A 17,973-nucleotide genomic window follows, 5' to 3' on the forward strand; every position below is an offset into this window, starting at 1 on the left:
TGGCATCAGGCCAGCAGGCCGCGCCCCGAGCGTTGACGCGCCAAGGCAAGGTAGCACACATAACCCAATGCCAGCAGTGCCACGAAAATACCGAAAATAAGCGGGTTGTAGTAGATCATCGTGGCCATGCATACCAGCGCGCCAAACAAGGCAAAGGCCGGGAAGTAAGGATACAGCGGCGCACGGAACGGCCGCTCCAGCCCTGCCTCGGCGCGGCGCAGGCGGAACAGCGCCAGCATCGACAGGATGTACATCAGGATCGCGCCAAACACCGACATGGTCACGATGTTGGCCGTGAGCGTCTGACCACCCAGCGTGATCCATTCATCGCTGTAGATGGCGGCGATGCCCACCACGCCTCCGGCCAGGATGGCGCGATGCGGAGTCTTGAAGCGCGGATGGACACGCGCGAAATACTTCGGCAGGTAGCCCTCGCGCGCCAGTGCGAAGATCTGGCGCGAATAGCCCAGGATGATGCCGTGGAACGACGCCACCAGCCCGAACAGACCCAGCCACACCAGCATGTGCAACCAGTTGCTGTTATTGCCGACGATCAGTTTCATGGCCTGCGGCAGCGGATCATTGATGTTGGCCAACTTGGTCCAGTCGCCCGCGCCACCGGCAAAGAGCATCACACCGATGGCCAGCACCACCAGCGTGAGGATGCCGGTGATGTAGGCAATCGGAATGGAGCGCTTGGGATCCTTGGCCTCTTCGGCCGCCATGGCCACGCCTTCGATGGCCAGGAAGAACCAGATCGCAAAGGGAATCGCGGCGAACATGCCGGGCACCGCCGCCAGGCTGAAACCATCACTGCCGGACCAGCCGCCCTTGGTGAAATTGGCAACCGAAAAGCCCGGCGCCACCACCCCCATGAAGACCAGCAACTCGAAGATCGCCAACAGCGTCACGAACAGTTCGAAGGTGGCGGCAATCTGCACCCCCACGATGTTGAGCGTCATGAAGAGCAAATAGGCGCCCAGCGCCGCCAGCTTGGGGTCGAGCTGCGGGAACTGCACGTTCAGATAGGCGCCAATGGCCAGGGCGATGGCCGGAGGTGCGAAGACGAATTCGATCAGCGTGGCAGCCCCGGCCAGATAGCCGCCCACCGGCCCGAAAGCGCGCTTGCTGTAGGCAAACGGCCCGCCCGCGTGCGGAATGGAAGTGGTCAGTTCGGTGAAGCTGAAGATGAAGGTGGCATACATGGCCGCGATGAACAGCGCCGTCACCGTAAAGCCCAGCGTGCCAGCGCTGGCCCAGCCATAGCTCCAGCCGAAGTATTCCCCGGAGATCACCAGCCCGACCGCAATGGCCCAGAGCTGCAGGGTGGAGAGGACAGGCTTGAGCGTGTGGTCTTGCCCGGAAGAGCGTGCATTCATCGGATTCTCCTGTTGGCGCGAGAGGTAGGGCCGCGACATGACGGCCATTGTTATAGGACTGGCAGGATTGGCAAAACTTGCGGGCATGGCGCTTGCTTGATTTTCGTCAACACGCTGCCCTAGCGACGCAATATAGCAACGGCGAAATTGGCGGCGTTATCGAAATTCGGCAAAACTGCGCGGCCTGCGGGCCGGCAGTCGATCAAGGAGTGGCCTTATGTCTTTTCTTTCACTGTCCCAGGCTGACACAGCTGCCACGCCCACCCAGCGGGCATTGCGCACCGCCATTGCGCGCGACGTGGATGAGCACGCCCACAACCTGACCAATTGGGAACAGCGCTACGACCAGATCACCTGCGGCCGTTTCGAAGGCGTACTGCAGGAGTGGCAGAGCAGTGGCCTGCAGATCTTCCGCGAAGCCAGCAGCCGCGCCGTACGCCAGTCCTGCCAAGTGTGGCCGGATGCGTACTGGTTCGGCATCGAGGTGCGCACCAGCGGGATGCGCATCAATGGCCGCCCGGTGGCTGAGGATATGGTAATGACCCGCCCCGGCACCTGCGAATTCGAACTGGTCACGCCCGACGCCCATGAGATCTTCGGCATCGTGGTCCAGCGCGACGCCTTGCAGGCCAGCGCGGCACGACTTGGCTGCCAGCCCGACTGGGGCCGCCTGGGCCAGGCTGAACTGTTGAAGGTGGAGCATGGCGGCCTGCAGGATTGCCGCCAGCACATCAGCGCCCTGCTGGCCCTGGCCGACCAGGCCAGAGGCGCGCACGCCCATGCGGCGCTGCAGTTGCGACAGGAAGCGGTGCTGGTGTCGCTGCTGGCCCTGCTTGATGACAGCGAGATAGAGGCCGAAGCGGGGTCCAGCTTCCTGCGCCGCCGCCGCATCGTCAACGATGCCCGCGAATTCGCTCTGGCCCACCAGGAAAGCCCGGTCACGGTCCCCATGCTGTGCGAGGCGGTGCATGTGAGCCGGCGCACGCTGCAATACTGTTTCGAGGACGTGCTGGGCATGAGTCCGATCAGCTACCTGCGCTCGCTACGCCTCAACGGTGTGCGCCGCGCGCTATGCCAGGGTGACGGTAGCCAGGCCATGGGCAGCATCGGTGACATCGCTGCAGCCTGGGGCTTTGCCAATTTCAGCCAGTTCTCGTGTGATTACAAGAAACTGTTCGGCCAGACGCCCTCGGCCATGTTGCAGGCACGCACCCGGCATTGATCACCCGCGGCACTTGCCGTGCCGGTGATGCGTTGACGCGCTATATTTCAGGCGTATGCATCGACATGCCAACCTTCACCTGAACCTATGGCTCGTTTATCCGCCCTGCTTCTGACTGCCTTGCTGTCCTTGCCCCTGTTGCCGGCCCAGGTTGCCGCCCAGGCCCGCCAGCCCCTATCCTTGGGCGGCGCCACGCCCTACACCATGGCCGTCTATGCCAATGCCGATCTGAACCAATTGCCCAGCCATGTGCAACGGGCAGTCGTCATCGTGCATGGGGTCAAACGCAATGCCATGAATTATTTCGCCATCGGCCAGCACTTGCTGCAGATGGCCCAACTGACAGCGTCCGATACACTCCTGCTGGCGCCCAACTTCATGGCCAGGAAAGATGCCGGCCTGCTGCCGGACATGCCGATCTGGGGCGGCGCTGCCTGGATGCAGGGCAAAGCCTCGACCAGGGGAGTGACCGGCATTACCAGCTTCCAGGCATTGGACGACCTGCTGCGTTGGCTGGCCGACCCCGGTCGCTTTCCCGACCTGCGCGAGATCGTGCTGATCGGCCACTCGGCCGGTGCGCAGTTGATGCAGCGCTATGCCCTGCTCAATGACCTCACGGAAACCTTGCAGCAAGGCGGCATCCACCTGCGTTACATCATCTCCAGCCCCTCCTCCTACCTCTACCTGAGTCCCGAACGCCCCACGGACGGGGACTTTGCGGTGCCACCCGGCACCAGTTGCCCGCGCTACGACGACTATCGCTATGGGCTGGGCCAGCCGCCAGCCTACCTGGCGCAACAGCATCTGGATGGACACCAGTTGTTCGCCCGCTATGCCGCGCGCGACGTGCGCTACCTGGTCGGCGGGCGCGATGTCGACCCGCAGCACCGCTTCCTTGACCGCTCCTGCGGCGCCGCCCTACAGGGAACCACACGCCTGGCCAGGCAACTGGCTTACGTGAGCTACGAACAGTTCCTGGCACGGCAATGGCAGAGCCCGGTCAAGCACCCACAGCAGGTGATCCCGGATGCCACCCATGATCCGGCCAGGCTGTACCGCTCGCCATTGGCCCTGGGGCTGATCTTCCCCGAGCTGCTTGATCGTCAGCCCGGCCAGCGCTAAAGCACTGGCCCTCACGCGGTAGAGACGGCACAATGCCGGCTGCCTTTCTTGATGAAGAGACCCCGCGATGACGGCCAGCCAAGACGATATTTTCTCCCTGGAAAAATTCGAGTACCTCTGCTACGGACGCCAGCAGGAAGCGGCGGCGCGCGAACTGGTGCGGCTCTTGATGCTGATCGATCGCCACTACGGGCAACTGGCCGGCAATTTCTCGCTACAGGTCTCGCCCGCCGTCACCCAGGCCGAACTGGAACAGCACATGCTGACACGCATCACCAGTGCCATCTCGGCCCTGCTGTCGGACCCCAGCTTCCACATCAGCCCCAACGGTTTCGGCCAACTCATCAACTTCCAGCGCTGGCTGGCCGCCCTGTTCGGTGCCAGCCACTTCATCAATGCCGACCACATCCTGCGTTCGCTCAAGCTAGGCGGACCGCAAGCCGAAGTGTTCGAGGTCAAGCCGCTGGACCTGGTGAAATTCTGCCTGCTCTACTCCCCCGAATCCGAATTGCCGCTGGACGTGGAAGCACTCTGGGCGCAGAACAAACCACTGGCCGCCGCCCTGTTCCTGGCGTTGATGTCGCCGCGCTTCCTCGGCACCCCCGCCGCCCACTCCAAGCGCGAGGCGCTGCTCAACTGGCTGCCCGACCGGCTGCAGGAACTGGATTCGCTGGAAGGCTTGCCGGTGGGAGTGCTGCACGACGTCTACATGCATTGCAGCTACGCCGACCTGCCGCAGCGTCACCGCATCAAGGGAGCCATCAACCAGTTGATCCTCAAGAAGCTGCAGGCCGATGGACTGGGCGACCTGCAACATGAAGGAAGCGGCCGGGTCGCTGGCAAACCGGTCATGCTGGTGTTGCTGGAATGGTTTTCCGGCGGCCATTCGATCTACCGCACGCATTCCAAGACCCTGGAGGCGGCACGCCGTCATTTCCATGTGGTGGCCATGGGCTACGCCGCCAATACCGATGAACTGGGGCGGGCCGTCTTCGATGAATTCATCACCCTGGACCACCCGGCCGACCTGCCAGGCTGCCTGCGCACCCTGCGCCAGACTGCCCTGACACGCCAGCCGCGGGTGTTCTACATGCCCAGCGTAGGCATGTTCCCCATCACCATGTTTGCCGCCAATCTGCGGGTGGCGCCCTTGCAGGTCGCCGCACTCGGTCACCCGGCCACCACCTGCTCGCCGCGCATCGACTACATCAGTGTGGAAGAGGATTTCGTAGGCGACGCCGCCTGCTTCACCGAAGCACTGCTGCGCCTGCCGGCCGATGGCCAGCCCTATCGCCCCACCGCCATTCCCTTTGCCGTACCGCGCCTGGAACGGCGCGACCAGGCCGTGGTCAACGTCGCCATTGCCGCCACCACCATGAAGCTCAATCCGCGCTTCCTGGCGGCGTGCCAGAAGATCGTCGAACTGGCCGCGCAAGCGCCGCAGGGCGTCGCCCGGCAAGTGCAGCTGCATTTCCTGGTGGGCCAGGCCCAGGGGCTGCTGTATCCGCAGCTGCAACGCCTGATCCTGCGCTACGTGCCCAGCGCCCAGGTCTATGCGCACCAGCCTTACCAGCAATACCTGTCGCTGTTCAACCAGTGCGACATGTTCCTCTCACCGCTGCCCTTCGGCAATACCAATGGCATCATCGATGCCTTCACGGTGGGCTTGCCGGGCGTGTGCAAGACCGGGCCGGAAGTCTTCGAACACATCGACGAGGGGCTGTTCCGCCGCGTCGGTCTGCCCGACTGGACCATCGCGGCCACCCTGGACGACTACATCCTGGCAGCCGTGCGCATGGCCACCGACTATCCGACGCGCAGCGCTCTGTATGCGCAACTGGCCCAGCCGCAGGCCATGCAACGACTGTTCGAGGGAAGACCGGAAGCACTGGGCGATGCCCTGGCTGCGCTGTGTGCCGCAGAGCCGGCGCAGTAAGGCGTCAGGCGGCGATGATAGGAGCAGCCTGCTGCGGTGGCAGGGCCTCCAACGCCGGCAAACCCAACGCGTGGCGCCGTTGCTGGCATTCTGGATTGGGCTGGCCATCGGCCTCCCAGGGAGAAAACTCGCGACAGGGACTGGGCCGCCGATCGTAGATGCTGCAAGCCACGCCACGCTGACCAAGTTCGCCGATGAGCGCAATGCAGCGGCCATGGCCATGTTCTGTGCCCTTCATGCAGGCCAGGGTGTCATTGACCTTGCTGGTCAGCTCCACCGGCACCATGCCGCCGAGTCCATCGCTGAGCTCGCCGCAATAGAAGGACACGCGGAAATGCGCGCAGCAGCCACCGCAGGCGGTACAGGGGTTGTCGGGGGCGTCGGCCATGTCGGTGAAGAGGCGGTCTTCATCGATGATCCAGTGGAGGGCGGTGATTTCAGGCATGAGGAAGCGAAGGCTATACGTCGAACGGATTCAAATGACTTGCACCTGCTACGAAGATACGGCGGCATTCAGTCCTCAACCGGAGGCCACTGTTGCGCGCCATGCAGCAGACGCATCACCTCAATGACCCGTTGACGTGGCCGGTAACGATAAACGGCAATAAAGGGCGTGCCACCGATGACCAGCTCACGCGTGCCGTGGATCCGTCCCGCTCGCCCCAACAGGGGATGAGCAACCAGATGCAGGAGCTGATCCTCAATTTTGTCACCCTGATCAATCGCAGCGCGCAGGCTATGCTGCGCGATGTAATCGATCAATGCATCGCGATCATGCAGCGCCGTGGGAAGCCAGCGCAGGATCAATCACTTCCCCTCTTCATCTGCTTCAACAGCTTGGCCCGTTTCTTGGCCCAGCTTGCCTGCGCTTGCTCCTGCGTGACCCACTGCGTGGCGGGATCATCGGCTTGTGTCAATGCCTGCTCTACTTGCGAGCGAAACCAGCGGTCGTGCTCGACGGCTTCATGGGCATTCTTCATGGCCACAGCCCGATCAGGCCGGGTCCGTGCCAAGGGCTTGAGTTCGGGGTTCCAATTGGAAATATCAAACGTACCTACCATCAAGCCAAGCTTGCGCAACAAGGTAATTGCCGGAAGCGGATTGGGAAAAGTACGTGGCTCATCGCTGCGCGCATGGGACAGCACGGCTTGGCCGTTATTCTTGGTGGTGATCTGGACATAGAAACCACCGCCTTCGGCCCGCAACTTGACGGCAGCCACACCACCTGCCTCGGTCGCAGTACGCAACTGCTCAAGAGTCCAGCTTTGCATGAAGCCACCCCGCGAGGAAGTCATTAATGATTAAGAGTCTGCAAGTTTAATATAAAACATGCAGACTCTTCAACAATGATCTCAGCTCAGCGACTCGGTGCTTGTTGTAGGTGGTTGCAGGTGGTTCAACTCCCCTTGCGCTCCTTGAACGCCGGCACGAACATCTCATTCCACACCGCCGGCTTGGTCTTGATGGTGCCGGCTTTGCTCATGAAGACCACGTACTGCATGATGTCCACCGGGGTAGTCGAAAACTCGGTACCAGGGTCAGCCAGCATCTGCTCCACTTCTTCCTGCGGCAACTTCAGCTTGGACACGCGCAGGAATATCTCGGCGGCGCCCTTGCGGTTCTTGGCGATGTAGGCGTTGGCTTCTTCCTGCGCGGCCATGACGGCCTGGGTCAGCTTGGGGTTCTTGTCGGTGAAGGACTTGAGCGCAAAGACCACGTCGATGGTGATGTGGCCCAGCACGTCCGTGGAGTTCAGCACGCGGGTGATGCCGGGCGCCTTGGCTTCCTGGTAGGAGAACGGCGGCGAGGTGAAGTGGGCAGTGATCTCGGTCTTGCCCGAGACCAGCGAGGCCATCGCTTCCGGGTGCGACAGGCTCACCGTCAAGGGGTCCAGCTTGGCGTAGTTCTCGATGCCGAAGGTCTTGGCGGCCGCCATCTGCAACAGCACCGCCGACAGCGAAGTCTTGATGCCGGGGATGGCGATCTTGTCCTTGGGCGTGAAATCCTTGAGCGACTTGACGTTGGGGTTATTGGTGTTGAGCCACAAGGGCGAGGTCGACAGCGCGCCCAGCCCCACCACTTCCGAACGCGGGATGCCGTGCGCCTTGGACCACAGCGTCACGAAGCCTGGCGCGCCGGTACCGGCGATATCCAGATTGCCGGCCAGCATGGCGTCATTGATGACGTTGCCACCATCAAGCAGCACCCACTTGGTTTTCACATCGCCCAGGCCCATCGCCTTGGCGTGCTTCTCCACCAGGCCCTGGTCGCGCATCACCATCAGCGGCAGGTACAGCAGGCCATAGCCGTGCGAGATGCGTACTTCCTGGGCTTCGGCGCGGGCGGCACCGGAGGCGCCGGACAACGCCAGGGCGCTGGCGATCATGAGGCTGGTAAAGCTACGTCGTTTCATATTGGTCTCCTGAAGGTCGTCAGTTTATAAGTTTGTAGGGAGTCGCAAGGTCAAGCATCCATCAGTGCTGCATCCCCCAGCGACGGATGGTGCGTTTTTCGATCTGGGCAAAGATCAGGTTCTCCACCACCAGGCCGATGATGATGACGAAGAACAGGCCAGAGAACACATTGGCCGTTTCCAGCTGGTTACGGTTTTCGAAGATGTACCAGCCCAGGCCGCCGGCGCCGGAAGACACGCCAAAGACCAGTTCGGCGGCGATCAAGGTACGCCAGGCAAAGGCCCAGCCCACCTTGAGACCCGTGAGGATGCTCGGGAAGGCAGCGGGAATGAGGATGGATTTCACCAGCGAGAAGCGGCGCAATCCATAGTTCTGGCCCACCATGCGCAAGGTATTGGAGACCGCACGGAAGCCGCCATGGGTATTCAAGGCCACCGCCCACAGCACCGAGTGCACCAGCACGAAGATGATGCTGCCGGTGCCCAGGCCGAACCAGATCAGTGCCAGCGGCAAGAGCGCAATGGCCGGCAGCGGGTTGAACATGGAGGTCAGGGTTTCCAGCAAGTCGTTGCCGATGCGCGAACTGATGGCCACCGTGGTCAGCAAGCCGGCCAACAGGATGCCCAGGCCATAGCCCACCAGCAGGGTCTGCATCGACACGGCGGCGCGTTGCAGCAGTACGCCGCTGCCGATGCCGGAGAGGAAGGCTTGCACCGTTTCGCTGAAGCTGGGGAACAGCAAAGCATTGTCCAGCCAGCGGCCATAGACTTCCCAGATCGCCGCCAGTACCAGCAGGATCACGGTCTTGCGCAGCCAGCCCAGGCGATAGAGCGATTCAAAGGCCGACAGCGGGCGCTGGACTTCGGCGGTGGCATGGGGATTGGGGTCCACCAGGATTTCCGGGCGGACAAAGGGCAGATTGGTTTGCATGTGAAAGTCTCCGGCGCGAAATCAGTGGTGGGCGAACAGCATGTCGTTGATGCGGGTTTCCAGCTCGGCCTGGGCGGCCGTGCCAAGCTGGCTCGGATCAATGCTGTTGAGTTCGGCGCGGACCTGGCCCGGATGGGGCGTCAGGAGCAGGATGCGGGTGCCGACCCGGATGGCTTCCTCGATCGAGTGGGTCACGAAGAGGACCGTGAATTGGGTGTCATCCCACAGGCGCAGCAGTTCGTCCTGCATCTTGCGACGGGTCAGTGCATCCAGCGCGGCGAAGGGTTCATCCATCAGCAGTACATCGGGCTCCATGGCCATGCCACGGGCAATCGAGACGCGCTGCTTCATGCCGCCGGAGAGCATGTGCGGATAACTGTCGATGAACTTGGCCAGGCCGACCTTGCCGATGTAGTACTCGGCGCGCTCGGCGGCGGCACGGCCGTGCAGGCGGCCACTGGCGTGCAGGGCGAATTCGACGTTCTGGCGCACGGTCTTCCAGGGCAGCAACTGGTCGAACTCCTGGAACACCATCATGCGGTCCGGGCCCGGTTCATGCACTTCCCGTCCCTTCAAGCGGATCGCCCCGGAGGTCGGTTGCAGGTAGCCGCCGATGGCCTTCAAGAGCGTAGATTTGCCGCATCCCGAGGGGCCCAGCAAGATGTAGCGGTCGCCCGGATGGACGTTGAAACTCACGCTCTGGGTGGCCGTCACCAGCGAATCGCTGGTCTTGTATTGCAGGGTGACACGGTCGATTTCCAGCAATGGACGTGACGGGTCGATGGCCGATGTGCCAGGGGCATGGTCGCTCATGCAAGTCTCCAAATGATTTATAGGATTTTTTATACTGACGGCGATGCTAGGCCGCGAAGCTGTAACCAATCTGACTAAATCCTGACGGCCATGGTGGTGGGATGCCGGTTCGGGCATACAATGGCGCCCTGCCCAAGCAACGCCCAACAGTTGCGGCATCGTCAAATACTGGAGACCCCCATGCGCATCCTGCTGGTCGAAGACACCGCCGACGTGGCCGAGGCCATCGTTTCCCATCTCACCCGCATCGGTCATACCGTGGAATGGGAAAGCCACGGCGCCCATGCCAGTGGCCGCCTGGGCGAAGCCTTCGACCTGCTGATCCTGGACGTGATGCTGCCGCATACCGATGGCTTTGGCTTGCTGCAACAGTTGCGCGCCCGGGGCCAGCACACGCCCGTGCTGATGCTGACCGCCTGCGGCGAGATTGAAGAGCGGGTACGCGCACTCGACCTGGGCGCCGACGATTACCTGGTCAAGCCGTTCGATTTCCGTGAGCTGGAGGCGCGCATCCGCGTGCTGTTGCGCCGTAGCGGCGGGGAATCGACCAACCTGCTGCACTGTGCCAACCTGTGCATCGACCGCAAGAGCCGCACCGCCACGCTGGACGGCCAACCCATTGAATTGACCCGGCGCGAGGTGACTCTGCTGGAAATCATCGCGGCCCGGCCGGGGCGCATCTTCAACAAGGATGAGTTGATGGACCGGCTCTTCACGGTCGATGACACGCCCAACGCCAACACCGTCGAGCAATACGTGGCGCGCCTGCGCAAGAAGCTGGCCGGGGCGGGTTTCGAGATCCGCACCCTGCGCGGCCTGGGTTACCAGTTGGTGCTACAGCAGGCTGCCGCTGAAGTGGCGCTGGTGGCCCCGGCGGGCCTGAATTCAGGCGCGCGGTCCTGATGCACGACCGTCCCCAGCAGGTGCTCGCCGGGCCTTCGCTCTATACCCGGCTGGTGGTGCGGGTGGGCGCAGTGCTGCTGGTGAGTGCCGCGGCCCTGCTGATCGCCATCTGGATTTCCACCCAACTGGCGGCGCGCCAGGCCTATGACCGCATCCTGGCCGGCAGCGCCCTGCAGATCGCCGAGAATACCTGGTACGACCATGGCGAAGTCAACGTCGATGTGCCACTGGCGGCGCTGTCGATGCTGGGCACCGGCGACCATGCGATCTATGTGGTATTCGACCCGCGCGGCCGGGTGATTGCGGGCGATGCCGAATTCCGGCCCGAGATTCCCTGGAGCGAGCTGGAGCAAGGCCCGTTGCTGCGCGATGGTCAATACCTGGGTACGCCCGTGCGCATGGCCATCATCGGCCGCCGTATGCCGGTCAACAGTCCCCATCCCTGGGCCGTGATCGTGCTGGCGCAGACCAACAATGCCCGCATGTCCTTTGCCCAGAGCCTGGGCAGCAAGGCGCTGATGGTGATCGTGGCCATGAGCGTGCTCACCTTGGTGGCAGCAATGTTCACCTTGTACCAGGCACTGGCGCCCTTGAAGCGTATCGAGGCGGCCATCCGCGAACGCGACCTGAACGATCTTTCACCTCTGTCCTTAACCGTGCCCGCCGAGACCCATGCCCTGGTGTCGGCCATCAATGCCTTCATGCAGCGCCTGGAAGTGCATCGCGCCACCATGCGCCGCGTCATCGGTGACGCTGCCCACCAGTTGCGCACGCCGGTGACGGCGCTGGTGGCGCAGATGGAACTGCTGGCCAATGAAAGCAATGAAGACAAGCGCCAGCGCCACCTGGCCCTGTTGCGCGAACGTACCGGCAACCTGGGCGCGCTGGTCAATCAGCTCATCAATCATGCGATGGTCCAGCATCGCAATGACAGCAGCCTGCAAGCCCCCATCGACTTGGGCGAGCTGGTGCGCTCGCAGATGACCGAGGTACTGTCCAATCGCAGTCGCACCCCGCACGACCTGGCGCTGGACGTGCCGCCCCTGCCCTGCCTGATCCGGGGCGACACCATCGCGCTGGGCGAAGCGATCAAGAACATCCTCGACAATGCCCTGCAATACGGCGCACCGGGCTTGCTGCAGGTCAGGCTGGACAGCGATGGCCAGCGCCACCAACTGCGTTTCATCGATGATGGACCGGGCATTGCGGCCAAGGATTGGGAGCGACTGCGCAAGCCCTTCGCTCCCCGCAGCGAAAACCGCATGGGCGCCAGCCTGGGGCTGTCCATCGTCGAAGAGGTGATGCGCGCCCATGGCGCCGAGATGCGCTTTGCCTATCTGCCCAACGGGTATTTCTCGGTCGTGCTGGACTTTCCTGCCTGGCAGGAAGCGGTCTGATTCAGCAGCAGCTTACTTCCATTCCAGGATGGCATTGCGGCGATCCAGCCAATGCACCTTCACGCCACTCGGCGCCACCTTGCGGCCGGCACAGGCACTGGCGGCCAGCGCAAACGGGGCGTCATAGTAGCGCCCGCTGGCCGAGGAACGCAGCGCGGTCTGCGGCGCATTGCGAGCGATCCAGTCAGCCGCGTTGGTGCGCAGGAAGATCATGCAGGCGCCGCCGCTGGTCTCGGCCACCTGACAAGTGCAGCTATTGCCGGAGGTGGTGATGGGTTCGCTCAGGGGCGCATTGCGGTTCAGTACATCCGGCACCGGAACGGGAACCGGGACCGGAACAGGTAGCGCCTGTTGCGGCCCATAGTGCCCACCCAGGTCGCGCGTGGTGACCTGGGCCGTGGCCGGCCATATCGATGCGCACAAGAGCAGCGCGAGAAGCTGGGTCGGTTTCATGGGATGCGCCTTTCTGCCCGGTTGTGAGGGGACTTAGCCCCGTGCGCGCAGGCGCCACAGGGTGGTGGTTTCCTTGCTGCGGGCAGCGTGCAGCGGATCCTCGCGATCGGCGGCCTTGCCGTGGCGCGGCTTGATGTCATGACGCGCCACCACCGTCAGGCCAGCCTGCGCGATGGCCTCGGCCAACATGCCGGGGGCGCGCAAGCCCAGATGCTCGGCGAAGTCCGACATGATGAGCCAGCCTTCACCCTGGGGCGTGAGATGAGCTGCCAGGCCATTGAGAAAGCCCAGCAGCATCCGGCTTTCCGGGTCGTAGACGGCCTGCTCGATGGGCGAGCTCGGGCGGGCCGGCAGCCAGGGTGGATTGCAGACGATCAGCGGCGCACGCCCCGGCGGGAACAGGTCGGCCTGCTGCAACTCCACCTGCTCCAGCACCCCCAGGGCTTGCAGGTTTTCGCGGGCGCAAGCCAGGGCGCGCGGGTCCATGTCGGTGGCGACGATCTTGCGCACGCCACGCTGCGCCAGTACCGCCGAGAGCACGCCACTGCCCACGCCGATATCGAAGGCCAGTTCGGTGGCGGGCAACGGCGCTTGCGCCACCAGGTCCACGTATTCGCCGCGCACCGGAGAAAAGACGCCATACCAGGGATGGATGCGCGCGCCCAGCGCGCCGATCTCGACCCCCTTCTTGCGCCATTCGTGCGCACCGATCAAGCCTTGCAGTTCGCGCAGCGAGACCGCGAAGGCCTCGCCGGCCAGCGCCGCGCCATAGGTCTGGTGGCACGCGGCCTGCACATCCGGCGCGCGCCGCAGCGGCACCACGAAACCGGGATCGAGCGGGATCAGCAGCATCCCCAGGATGCGTGCGCGCTGCGCCTGCATCTGGCGATGATGATGGAAAGCCTGCGCCGGGCTGTCGCTGGTCGCCGGCTGGCCCCGGCTCTTGGTACTGGCCCGTTCGCGCGCGCGGTCCACGCGGCGCCCCAGCGCCTGCAACAGTTGGCGCGCATTCTGGAAGTCGCCGCGCCAGAGCAGACCTGTGCCTTCGCACGCCAGGCGATAGGCGGTATCGGCAGCGATCTGGTCATCGGCCAGCACGACCCGCTTGGGGGCTGGGTTGCCGGCTTCGGAATGCCAGCGCAGTTGCTGCTGGGTGTGGCCGTCCTGCCAGTTCAAATAGGCAACGGCAGCGGCCAGGGAATCGTCGTGTGAGGTCATGAATCAGGATCAACAAGGCGGGCCAGGGAGGGCCGTGCGCCAAAACAGCCGCCAGTGTAACAAAGCATGAGGCCATGGGGCGGTAACGTGCGCCGGAACTTAGTTCGCAGCATCGCAACCAAACACGAGAACTTGACGCGGGGCAAACCCAAAGAGCTTTTTTCGCCGGCCGAGCGGCAATGCGCCTATGATGGAGCCGGTCAATCACCCAAGGAGAATCCATGAGCGAGCAAATGCAAACCCCAGGTTTCGATCACCAGCGCCTGCTGGACATGGTCGGCCAGTTCGAGGCGGAACTGCAGAAACTGCCCGCCGGCAGCAGCGAAGCCGACCAACTGCGCGAAGACATCGCGCGCCTGCGGCAACACCTGAGCCAACCGCAGCCGCACGCCGGCCAGGTCAACGATACCTGGCAATCGCTGCGCCGCGCCGCCGACAACCTGGAAAACCAGGTTCTCAAGGATAGCCCCTACATCACCGAGATCGGTCGTATCATCGGTCTGCTGTAAAGCCGTTCCGAGGCCGGTGGCTGGTGGATGATTAGCCGGCCCATACAAAACCGCCTGCCGCATCGATTGCGGCAGGCGGTTTTGTTTTGCCTCACCCCCGTTGAGCCGTTCAGCGTCAGTGGGCCGGCAGCGGAATCCACTCGGTCTCGCCCGGGATGTCGGGGAAGACCTGCTTGTTGCGGCTGTTCCAGGCCTCTTTGGCGGCCTCGATCTTGTCGCGCGAGGTGGCGACGAAATTCCACCACACGAAGCGCGGGCCATCCAGCGGCGCACCGCCCAGGATCATGAACACCGATTCGCCCACGGCCTTGAACGCCACGCTCGCCCCAGGTTGCAGGATGGCCAGGGTGCCGGCTTCCAGGCGCTCGCCGTCGAGTGTCACATCGCCACGCACCACATAGAGGGCGCGCTCCTGGACCTCGGCGGCAATCTCCAGTTCGGCACCATCGGTGGTGCTGCCGGCCACGTACAGCGTCGGGCTGGCCGTGATCACCGGGGAACTCACGCCGAAGGCCGAACCGGCCAGCACATGCAGGCGGGCGCCGCCCACGGTGGTCTCGGGCATCTCCTGGGCGGAGTAATGACGGAACAGGGGTTCGCCCTCTTCCTGCTCGGCGGGCAGCGCTACCCACATCTGCAAGCCATGCACCGGCACCTTCTGCTCGCGGATATCGTCGGGAATGCGCTCGGAGTGCACGATGCCGCGCCCCGCCGCCATCCAGTTGACCGCCCCGGGGGTGATGCGCTGGACCACGCCCAGGCTGTCACGATGCATCATGGCGCCGGAGAACAGGTAAGTCACGGTGGCCAGGCCGATGTGCGGATGCGGGCGGACATCGCCCTCGGTGGTGCCGGCATCGAATTCCACCGGGCCCATATGATCGAAAAAGACGAAGGGACCGACGGTACGCGCAGCCGCCGCTGGTAGCAGGCGACGGACCGGGAAACCGATGTCGCGGGTCAGGCCCTGGATCTTATGAAGGATGTTACTCATGCGGTTCTCCAGAATAAGGTTGGCTAGCAATTGAGCTCAGAAGCGGCCGGCGCGGAAATCGTCGATGGCTTCTTCGACCTGCTCGCGGGTATTCATCACGAACGGCCCCCATTGGGCGATCGGCTCGTTCAAGGGCCGACCAGCGATCAGCAGGAAGCGGCTGGCCTGCTCGGCCCTGAGCGTCACCCCTGCGGCATCGGCCACATTGGACAGCAGCGCCATGCGTCCCGCCTCGGCCAGGCGCGCTTCGCTGCCTTGCGGGCCGACGGCCAGCCTGCCTTCATAGACATAGAGGAAGGCATTGTGGGTCGCCGCAATCGGCAGATCCAGGGTGACGCCGGCTTCCAGGTGCAGGTCCAGATACAGTGGTTCGGTGGTCTCGCGACGGATCGCGCCATCCACCCCGAAGGCGCTGCCGGCCAACACGCGTACCTTCACGCCCGGTTGCGGCGAGGTCTCGGGAATACCGGCGGCCGGAATGTCCTGGTAGCCGGGCGTAGTCATCTTGTCCTTGGCGGCCAGGTTGACCCAGAGCTGGAAACCGCTCATCAGGCCATCTTCCTGTTCCGGCAATTCCGAGTGGACCAGGCCGCGCCCGGCAGTCATCCATTGCATCCCGCCCGGTTCCAGCAAACCTTCGTTGCCGGCATTGTCGCGGTGGCGCATCCGGCCGGCCAGCATGTAGGTCACGGTTTCGAAACCACGATGCGGATGGTCGGGGAAGCCGGCCAGGTAATCGCTGGGTTCGTCGGAATGGAAGGCGTCCAACATCAGGAACGGATCCAGGCGGCGTTGCAGGTCATGGGTCAGCACGCGGGTCAGACTCACGCCGGCGCCGTCCTGGGTGGCGATGCCCTTGACCAGGCGTTCGATCTGGCGGGTGTAGGGGGTGCTCATGTTCTCTCCTTGGAAAGGTCCGCAGCCCATTCTCATGGCTGCGGGCGGGTCATGCGTTATGCGATAGGTACGCTTGGGCTGCGGCGATCAACGACGATCAGCGACGATCAGCGACGCTCTTCCGGCTGCGCTTGCGGGTCGATGGAAGACACCAGCAGCAGCGCACCGATCAGGGCCACGTTCTTGAGGAAGTGGATCATCTGAGCTTGTGCGGCGGCGCCTTCCATGGTCCAGAAGTGATGGGCCGACAAGGTGGCGCCGACGGTAAACAGGGCAATCACCAGCGACACCGGGCGCACGCCACGGCCAGTCATCAACAACAGGCCACCGCCGACTTCGACCAGGATGGTGAGCAGCACCACCAGGGTCGGGGCAGGCAGGCCCAGGCTGGAAAAATAGCCGACCGTGCCGGCGAAGCCGATGATCTTGAAGATCCCGGAAATGACGAACAAGGAAGCCAGCAGGACGCGGCCAATGCGGAAGGTGGTGAAGTTGGTGATCATGGTAAGCCTCTCTGTGTTGGGTGAACTATGTTGGTTTGTTTTTTCTTGCAGTCGTTGCTGCGGTTGCCTGATATCAATGTCTTGCCTGATCTGCTTGCTACTGCTTCGCTGCAGCCAGTGACGACAGAATAGGCAAGTTCGCCCTCGGAAAAAACTGATTATCTTTTTATAATCATGATCTAAATTTTAGATATAGTTGGCACTTCATCAGATATCGAGGTCAGTATGAATATTGAGCGCCTGTCGCTGGATCAGTTGCGTGTCTTCGTCCAGGTAGCCGACAGCGGCAGCTTCCTGGCCGCCGCCCGCAAGCTGGCGCGCGCCCAGTCCGCGGTCAGCTACGCCATCGCCACGCTGGAAGAGCAGCTCGGCGTGCTGCTGTTCGACCGCAGCGGCTACCGGCCGCAGTTGACCGCGCCAGGGGTGGCCTTGCTGGCCGATGCGCGCCAGGTGCTGGACCATGTGGATTCCTTGCAGGTGCGGGCCAGCTCCTATGCGCGCGGGCAGGAACTGGAAGTATCGCTGGCGGTGGACGTGTTCTTTCCTACCGATTGCCTGGTGGACCTGCTGCAGCGCTTCCGCCTGGCCTTCCCGGAGGTGACGGTGCGGCTGGAGGTGGAAGCCCTGGGGGCGGTGGCCGAGCGCGTCATCGATGGGCGTTCCATGCTGGGCATCCTGGGCACGTTGCCCACCACGCCGCCCAACCTGCTGCGTATTACCCTGCCCAGCGTGCAACTGGTGGCGGTGGTGGCGCCGGATCATCCGCTGGCCAAGGTGCGGGGGCGGATTTCGGAAAAGCTGTTGCAGCAGCAGACCCAACTGGTACTTTCCGACCGCAGCGAATTGACGGCGCGCCAGGATTTCTCGGTGCACTCGCGCCTGACCTGGCGCATGAGCGACCTCGGAACCAAGCACGCCCTGCTGCGCGCCGGCATGGGCTGGGGCAACATGCCACGGCATGTGGTGCAGGACGACCTGGACCACGGAAGGCTGGTGAGCATCAGTACCATCCACCACCCGCCGCAAGGGGCGGAGTTGCCCATCCAGTGTGTCTACAAGCCCGACCATCCGGCCGGCCCGGCGCTGTCGTGGTGGCTGGATTCGCTGGCGGCGCTGACCGCACTGGCACCAGGAGCAGCTGCAGGCGAAATACAAGCCAAGGGCGATAAATCGAATTTATAAGATAAAAGCGATAAATTACAAAAACAAGAGATTTCTTGTATTGTGCATTTATCGCTCTTATCCCCTATTCATGCCAGAGGGCCGCCTGCGCCAGCGCTATC

At 63.3% G+C, this 17,973-nt stretch carries 19 protein-coding genes; 7 read left to right on the forward strand and 12 right to left on the reverse strand.

Going from position 1 to position 17,973, the window contains the following annotated elements:
• Nucleotides 1-5: 5 nt before the first annotated feature.
• The gene (eat, locus tag RC54_RS13915; protein ID WP_058895733.1) at nt 6-1,379 is read right to left on the reverse strand and encodes an ethanolamine permease; all 1,374 of its coding nucleotides are present in this window, start codon (nt 1,377-1,379) and stop codon (nt 6-8) included.
• 217 nt (nt 1,380-1,596) lie between these two features.
• On the opposite strand from eat, the gene RC54_RS13920 reads away from it, so the two are divergent.
• The 3 genes from RC54_RS13920 to RC54_RS13930 all read left to right on the forward strand — a co-directional run bounded on the left by RC54_RS13920 (nt 1,597) and on the right by RC54_RS13930 (nt 5,659).
• Entirely contained in the window at nt 1,597-2,601 is a 1,005-nt protein-coding gene (locus tag RC54_RS13920) for a helix-turn-helix domain-containing protein (protein ID WP_061790159.1), read from the forward strand.
• Between the two features lie 87 nt (nt 2,602-2,688).
• Nucleotides 2,689-3,723, forward strand: a complete 1,035-nt coding sequence (locus RC54_RS13925; RefSeq protein WP_061790158.1) for an alpha/beta fold hydrolase — start codon at nt 2,689-2,691, stop codon at nt 3,721-3,723.
• A gap of 67 nt (nt 3,724-3,790) precedes the next feature.
• The gene (locus tag RC54_RS13930; RefSeq protein ID WP_058895736.1) at nt 3,791-5,659 is read left to right on the forward strand and encodes a hypothetical protein; all 1,869 of its coding nucleotides are present in this window, start codon (nt 3,791-3,793) and stop codon (nt 5,657-5,659) included.
• Nucleotides 5,660-5,663: 4 nt separating this feature from the next.
• Here the strand turns inward: RC54_RS13930 and RC54_RS13935 are convergent, their stop codons facing one another.
• From RC54_RS13935 to RC54_RS13960, 6 genes are all read right to left on the reverse strand, one after another.
• Nucleotides 5,664-6,104 carry a YkgJ family cysteine cluster protein gene (locus RC54_RS13935; protein WP_061790157.1) on the reverse strand — a complete coding sequence of 147 codons (441 nt, stop codon included), beginning with the start codon at nt 6,102-6,104 and terminating at the stop codon, nt 5,664-5,666.
• Between the two features lie 68 nt (nt 6,105-6,172).
• Nucleotides 6,173-6,466, reverse strand: a complete 294-nt coding sequence (locus tag RC54_RS13940) for a type II toxin-antitoxin system RelE/ParE family toxin (protein WP_017450550.1) — start codon at nt 6,464-6,466, stop codon at nt 6,173-6,175.
• Complete coding sequence (locus RC54_RS13945; protein ID WP_061790163.1) at nt 6,463-6,930, reverse strand: hypothetical protein; 468 nt, start codon at nt 6,928-6,930, stop codon at nt 6,463-6,465. The genes RC54_RS13940 and RC54_RS13945 overlap by 4 nt, the downstream gene beginning before the upstream one ends.
• 125 nt (nt 6,931-7,055) lie before the next feature.
• Complete coding sequence (locus RC54_RS13950; protein ID WP_058895738.1) at nt 7,056-8,072, reverse strand: ABC transporter substrate-binding protein; 1,017 nt, start codon at nt 8,070-8,072, stop codon at nt 7,056-7,058.
• Nucleotides 8,073-8,133: 61 nt separating this feature from the next.
• Nucleotides 8,134-9,003 (reverse strand): ABC transporter permease, encoded by an 870-nt coding sequence (locus RC54_RS13955; RefSeq protein WP_058895739.1) that lies wholly within the window; start codon nt 9,001-9,003, stop codon nt 8,134-8,136.
• Nucleotides 9,004-9,024: 21 nt separating this feature from the next.
• Nucleotides 9,025-9,816 carry an ABC transporter ATP-binding protein gene (locus tag RC54_RS13960; protein WP_044528460.1) on the reverse strand — a complete coding sequence of 264 codons (792 nt, stop codon included), beginning with the start codon at nt 9,814-9,816 and terminating at the stop codon, nt 9,025-9,027.
• Between the two features lie 180 nt (nt 9,817-9,996).
• Between RC54_RS13960 and RC54_RS13965 the strand changes: the two genes are divergently transcribed.
• A complete protein-coding gene (locus tag RC54_RS13965; protein ID WP_058895740.1) occupies nt 9,997-10,719 on the forward strand; it encodes a response regulator transcription factor in 723 nt (240 codons plus the stop codon).
• Complete coding sequence (locus RC54_RS13970; protein ID WP_061790156.1) at nt 10,719-12,116, forward strand: sensor histidine kinase; 1,398 nt, start codon at nt 10,719-10,721, stop codon at nt 12,114-12,116. The genes RC54_RS13965 and RC54_RS13970 overlap by 1 nt, the downstream gene beginning before the upstream one ends.
• Before the next feature lie 12 nt (nt 12,117-12,128).
• On the opposite strand, the gene RC54_RS13975 is transcribed toward RC54_RS13970, so the two are convergent.
• The gene (locus tag RC54_RS13975) at nt 12,129-12,569 is read right to left on the reverse strand and encodes a hypothetical protein (protein WP_058895742.1); all 441 of its coding nucleotides are present in this window, start codon (nt 12,567-12,569) and stop codon (nt 12,129-12,131) included.
• A 33-nt stretch (nt 12,570-12,602) separates the two neighbouring features.
• Nucleotides 12,603-13,787, reverse strand: coding sequence for a 50S ribosomal protein L11 methyltransferase (locus tag RC54_RS13980; protein WP_082803164.1), 1,185 nt, complete (start codon nt 13,785-13,787; stop codon nt 12,603-12,605).
• A gap of 221 nt (nt 13,788-14,008) precedes the next feature.
• On the opposite strand from RC54_RS13980, the gene RC54_RS13985 reads away from it, so the two are divergent.
• Entirely contained in the window at nt 14,009-14,296 is a 288-nt protein-coding gene (locus RC54_RS13985; protein WP_058895743.1) for a hypothetical protein, read from the forward strand.
• A gap of 115 nt (nt 14,297-14,411) precedes the next feature.
• Here the strand turns inward: RC54_RS13985 and RC54_RS13990 are convergent, their stop codons facing one another.
• The 3 genes from RC54_RS13990 to RC54_RS14000 form a co-directional block, all read right to left on the reverse strand.
• Complete coding sequence (locus RC54_RS13990) at nt 14,412-15,290, reverse strand: pirin family protein (protein ID WP_061790155.1); 879 nt, start codon at nt 15,288-15,290, stop codon at nt 14,412-14,414.
• A 36-nt stretch (nt 15,291-15,326) separates the two neighbouring features.
• The gene (locus RC54_RS13995) at nt 15,327-16,187 is read right to left on the reverse strand and encodes a pirin family protein (RefSeq protein ID WP_174526127.1); all 861 of its coding nucleotides are present in this window, start codon (nt 16,185-16,187) and stop codon (nt 15,327-15,329) included.
• Between the two features lie 107 nt (nt 16,188-16,294).
• Entirely contained in the window at nt 16,295-16,690 is a 396-nt protein-coding gene (locus RC54_RS14000) for a DoxX family protein (protein WP_058895746.1), read from the reverse strand.
• A gap of 225 nt (nt 16,691-16,915) precedes the next feature.
• Here RC54_RS14000 and RC54_RS14005 point away from each other — a divergent pair, with 225 nt between their 5' ends.
• Nucleotides 16,916-17,872, forward strand: coding sequence for a LysR family transcriptional regulator (locus RC54_RS14005; RefSeq protein WP_058895747.1), 957 nt, complete (start codon nt 16,916-16,918; stop codon nt 17,870-17,872).
• Nucleotides 17,873-17,973: the final 101 nt, after the last annotated feature.

The organism is Herbaspirillum rubrisubalbicans, assembly GCF_003719195.1.
GTDB lineage: Bacteria > Pseudomonadota > Gammaproteobacteria > Burkholderiales > Burkholderiaceae_D > Herbaspirillum > Herbaspirillum rubrisubalbicans.

Bases quoted from the DNA above. Each gene is read 5' to 3' on its own strand.
- RC54_RS13960 (WP_044528460.1), bottom strand. From the start codon at position 9,816: ATGAGCGACCATGCCCCTGGCACATCGGCCATCGACCCGTCACGTCCA.
- RC54_RS13935 (WP_061790157.1), bottom strand. From the start codon at position 6,104: ATGCCTGAAATCACCGCCCTCCACTGGATCATCGATGAAGACCGCCTC.
- RC54_RS13970 (WP_061790156.1), top strand. From the start codon at position 10,719: ATGCACGACCGTCCCCAGCAGGTGCTCGCCGGGCCTTCGCTCTATACC.
- RC54_RS13920 (WP_061790159.1), top strand. From the start codon at position 1,597: ATGTCTTTTCTTTCACTGTCCCAGGCTGACACAGCTGCCACGCCCACC.
- RC54_RS13995 (WP_174526127.1), bottom strand. From the start codon at position 16,187: ATGAGCACCCCCTACACCCGCCAGATCGAACGCCTGGTCAAGGGCATC.
- RC54_RS13945 (WP_061790163.1), bottom strand. From the start codon at position 6,930: ATGCAAAGCTGGACTCTTGAGCAGTTGCGTACTGCGACCGAGGCAGGT.
- eat (WP_058895733.1), bottom strand. From the start codon at position 1,379: ATGAATGCACGCTCTTCCGGGCAAGACCACACGCTCAAGCCTGTCCTC.
- RC54_RS13930 (WP_058895736.1), top strand. From the start codon at position 3,791: ATGACGGCCAGCCAAGACGATATTTTCTCCCTGGAAAAATTCGAGTAC.
- RC54_RS13965 (WP_058895740.1), top strand. From the start codon at position 9,997: ATGCGCATCCTGCTGGTCGAAGACACCGCCGACGTGGCCGAGGCCATC.
- RC54_RS13955 (WP_058895739.1), bottom strand. From the start codon at position 9,003: ATGCAAACCAATCTGCCCTTTGTCCGCCCGGAAATCCTGGTGGACCCC.
- RC54_RS13985 (WP_058895743.1), top strand. From the start codon at position 14,009: ATGAGCGAGCAAATGCAAACCCCAGGTTTCGATCACCAGCGCCTGCTG.
- RC54_RS13925 (WP_061790158.1), top strand. From the start codon at position 2,689: ATGGCTCGTTTATCCGCCCTGCTTCTGACTGCCTTGCTGTCCTTGCCC.
- RC54_RS13980 (WP_082803164.1), bottom strand. From the start codon at position 13,787: ATGACCTCACACGACGATTCCCTGGCCGCTGCCGTTGCCTATTTGAAC.
- RC54_RS13950 (WP_058895738.1), bottom strand. From the start codon at position 8,072: ATGAAACGACGTAGCTTTACCAGCCTCATGATCGCCAGCGCCCTGGCG.
- RC54_RS13975 (WP_058895742.1), bottom strand. From the start codon at position 12,569: ATGAAACCGACCCAGCTTCTCGCGCTGCTCTTGTGCGCATCGATATGG.
- RC54_RS14005 (WP_058895747.1), top strand. From the start codon at position 16,916: ATGAATATTGAGCGCCTGTCGCTGGATCAGTTGCGTGTCTTCGTCCAG.
- RC54_RS14000 (WP_058895746.1), bottom strand. From the start codon at position 16,690: ATGATCACCAACTTCACCACCTTCCGCATTGGCCGCGTCCTGCTGGCT.
- RC54_RS13990 (WP_061790155.1), bottom strand. From the start codon at position 15,290: ATGAGTAACATCCTTCATAAGATCCAGGGCCTGACCCGCGACATCGGT.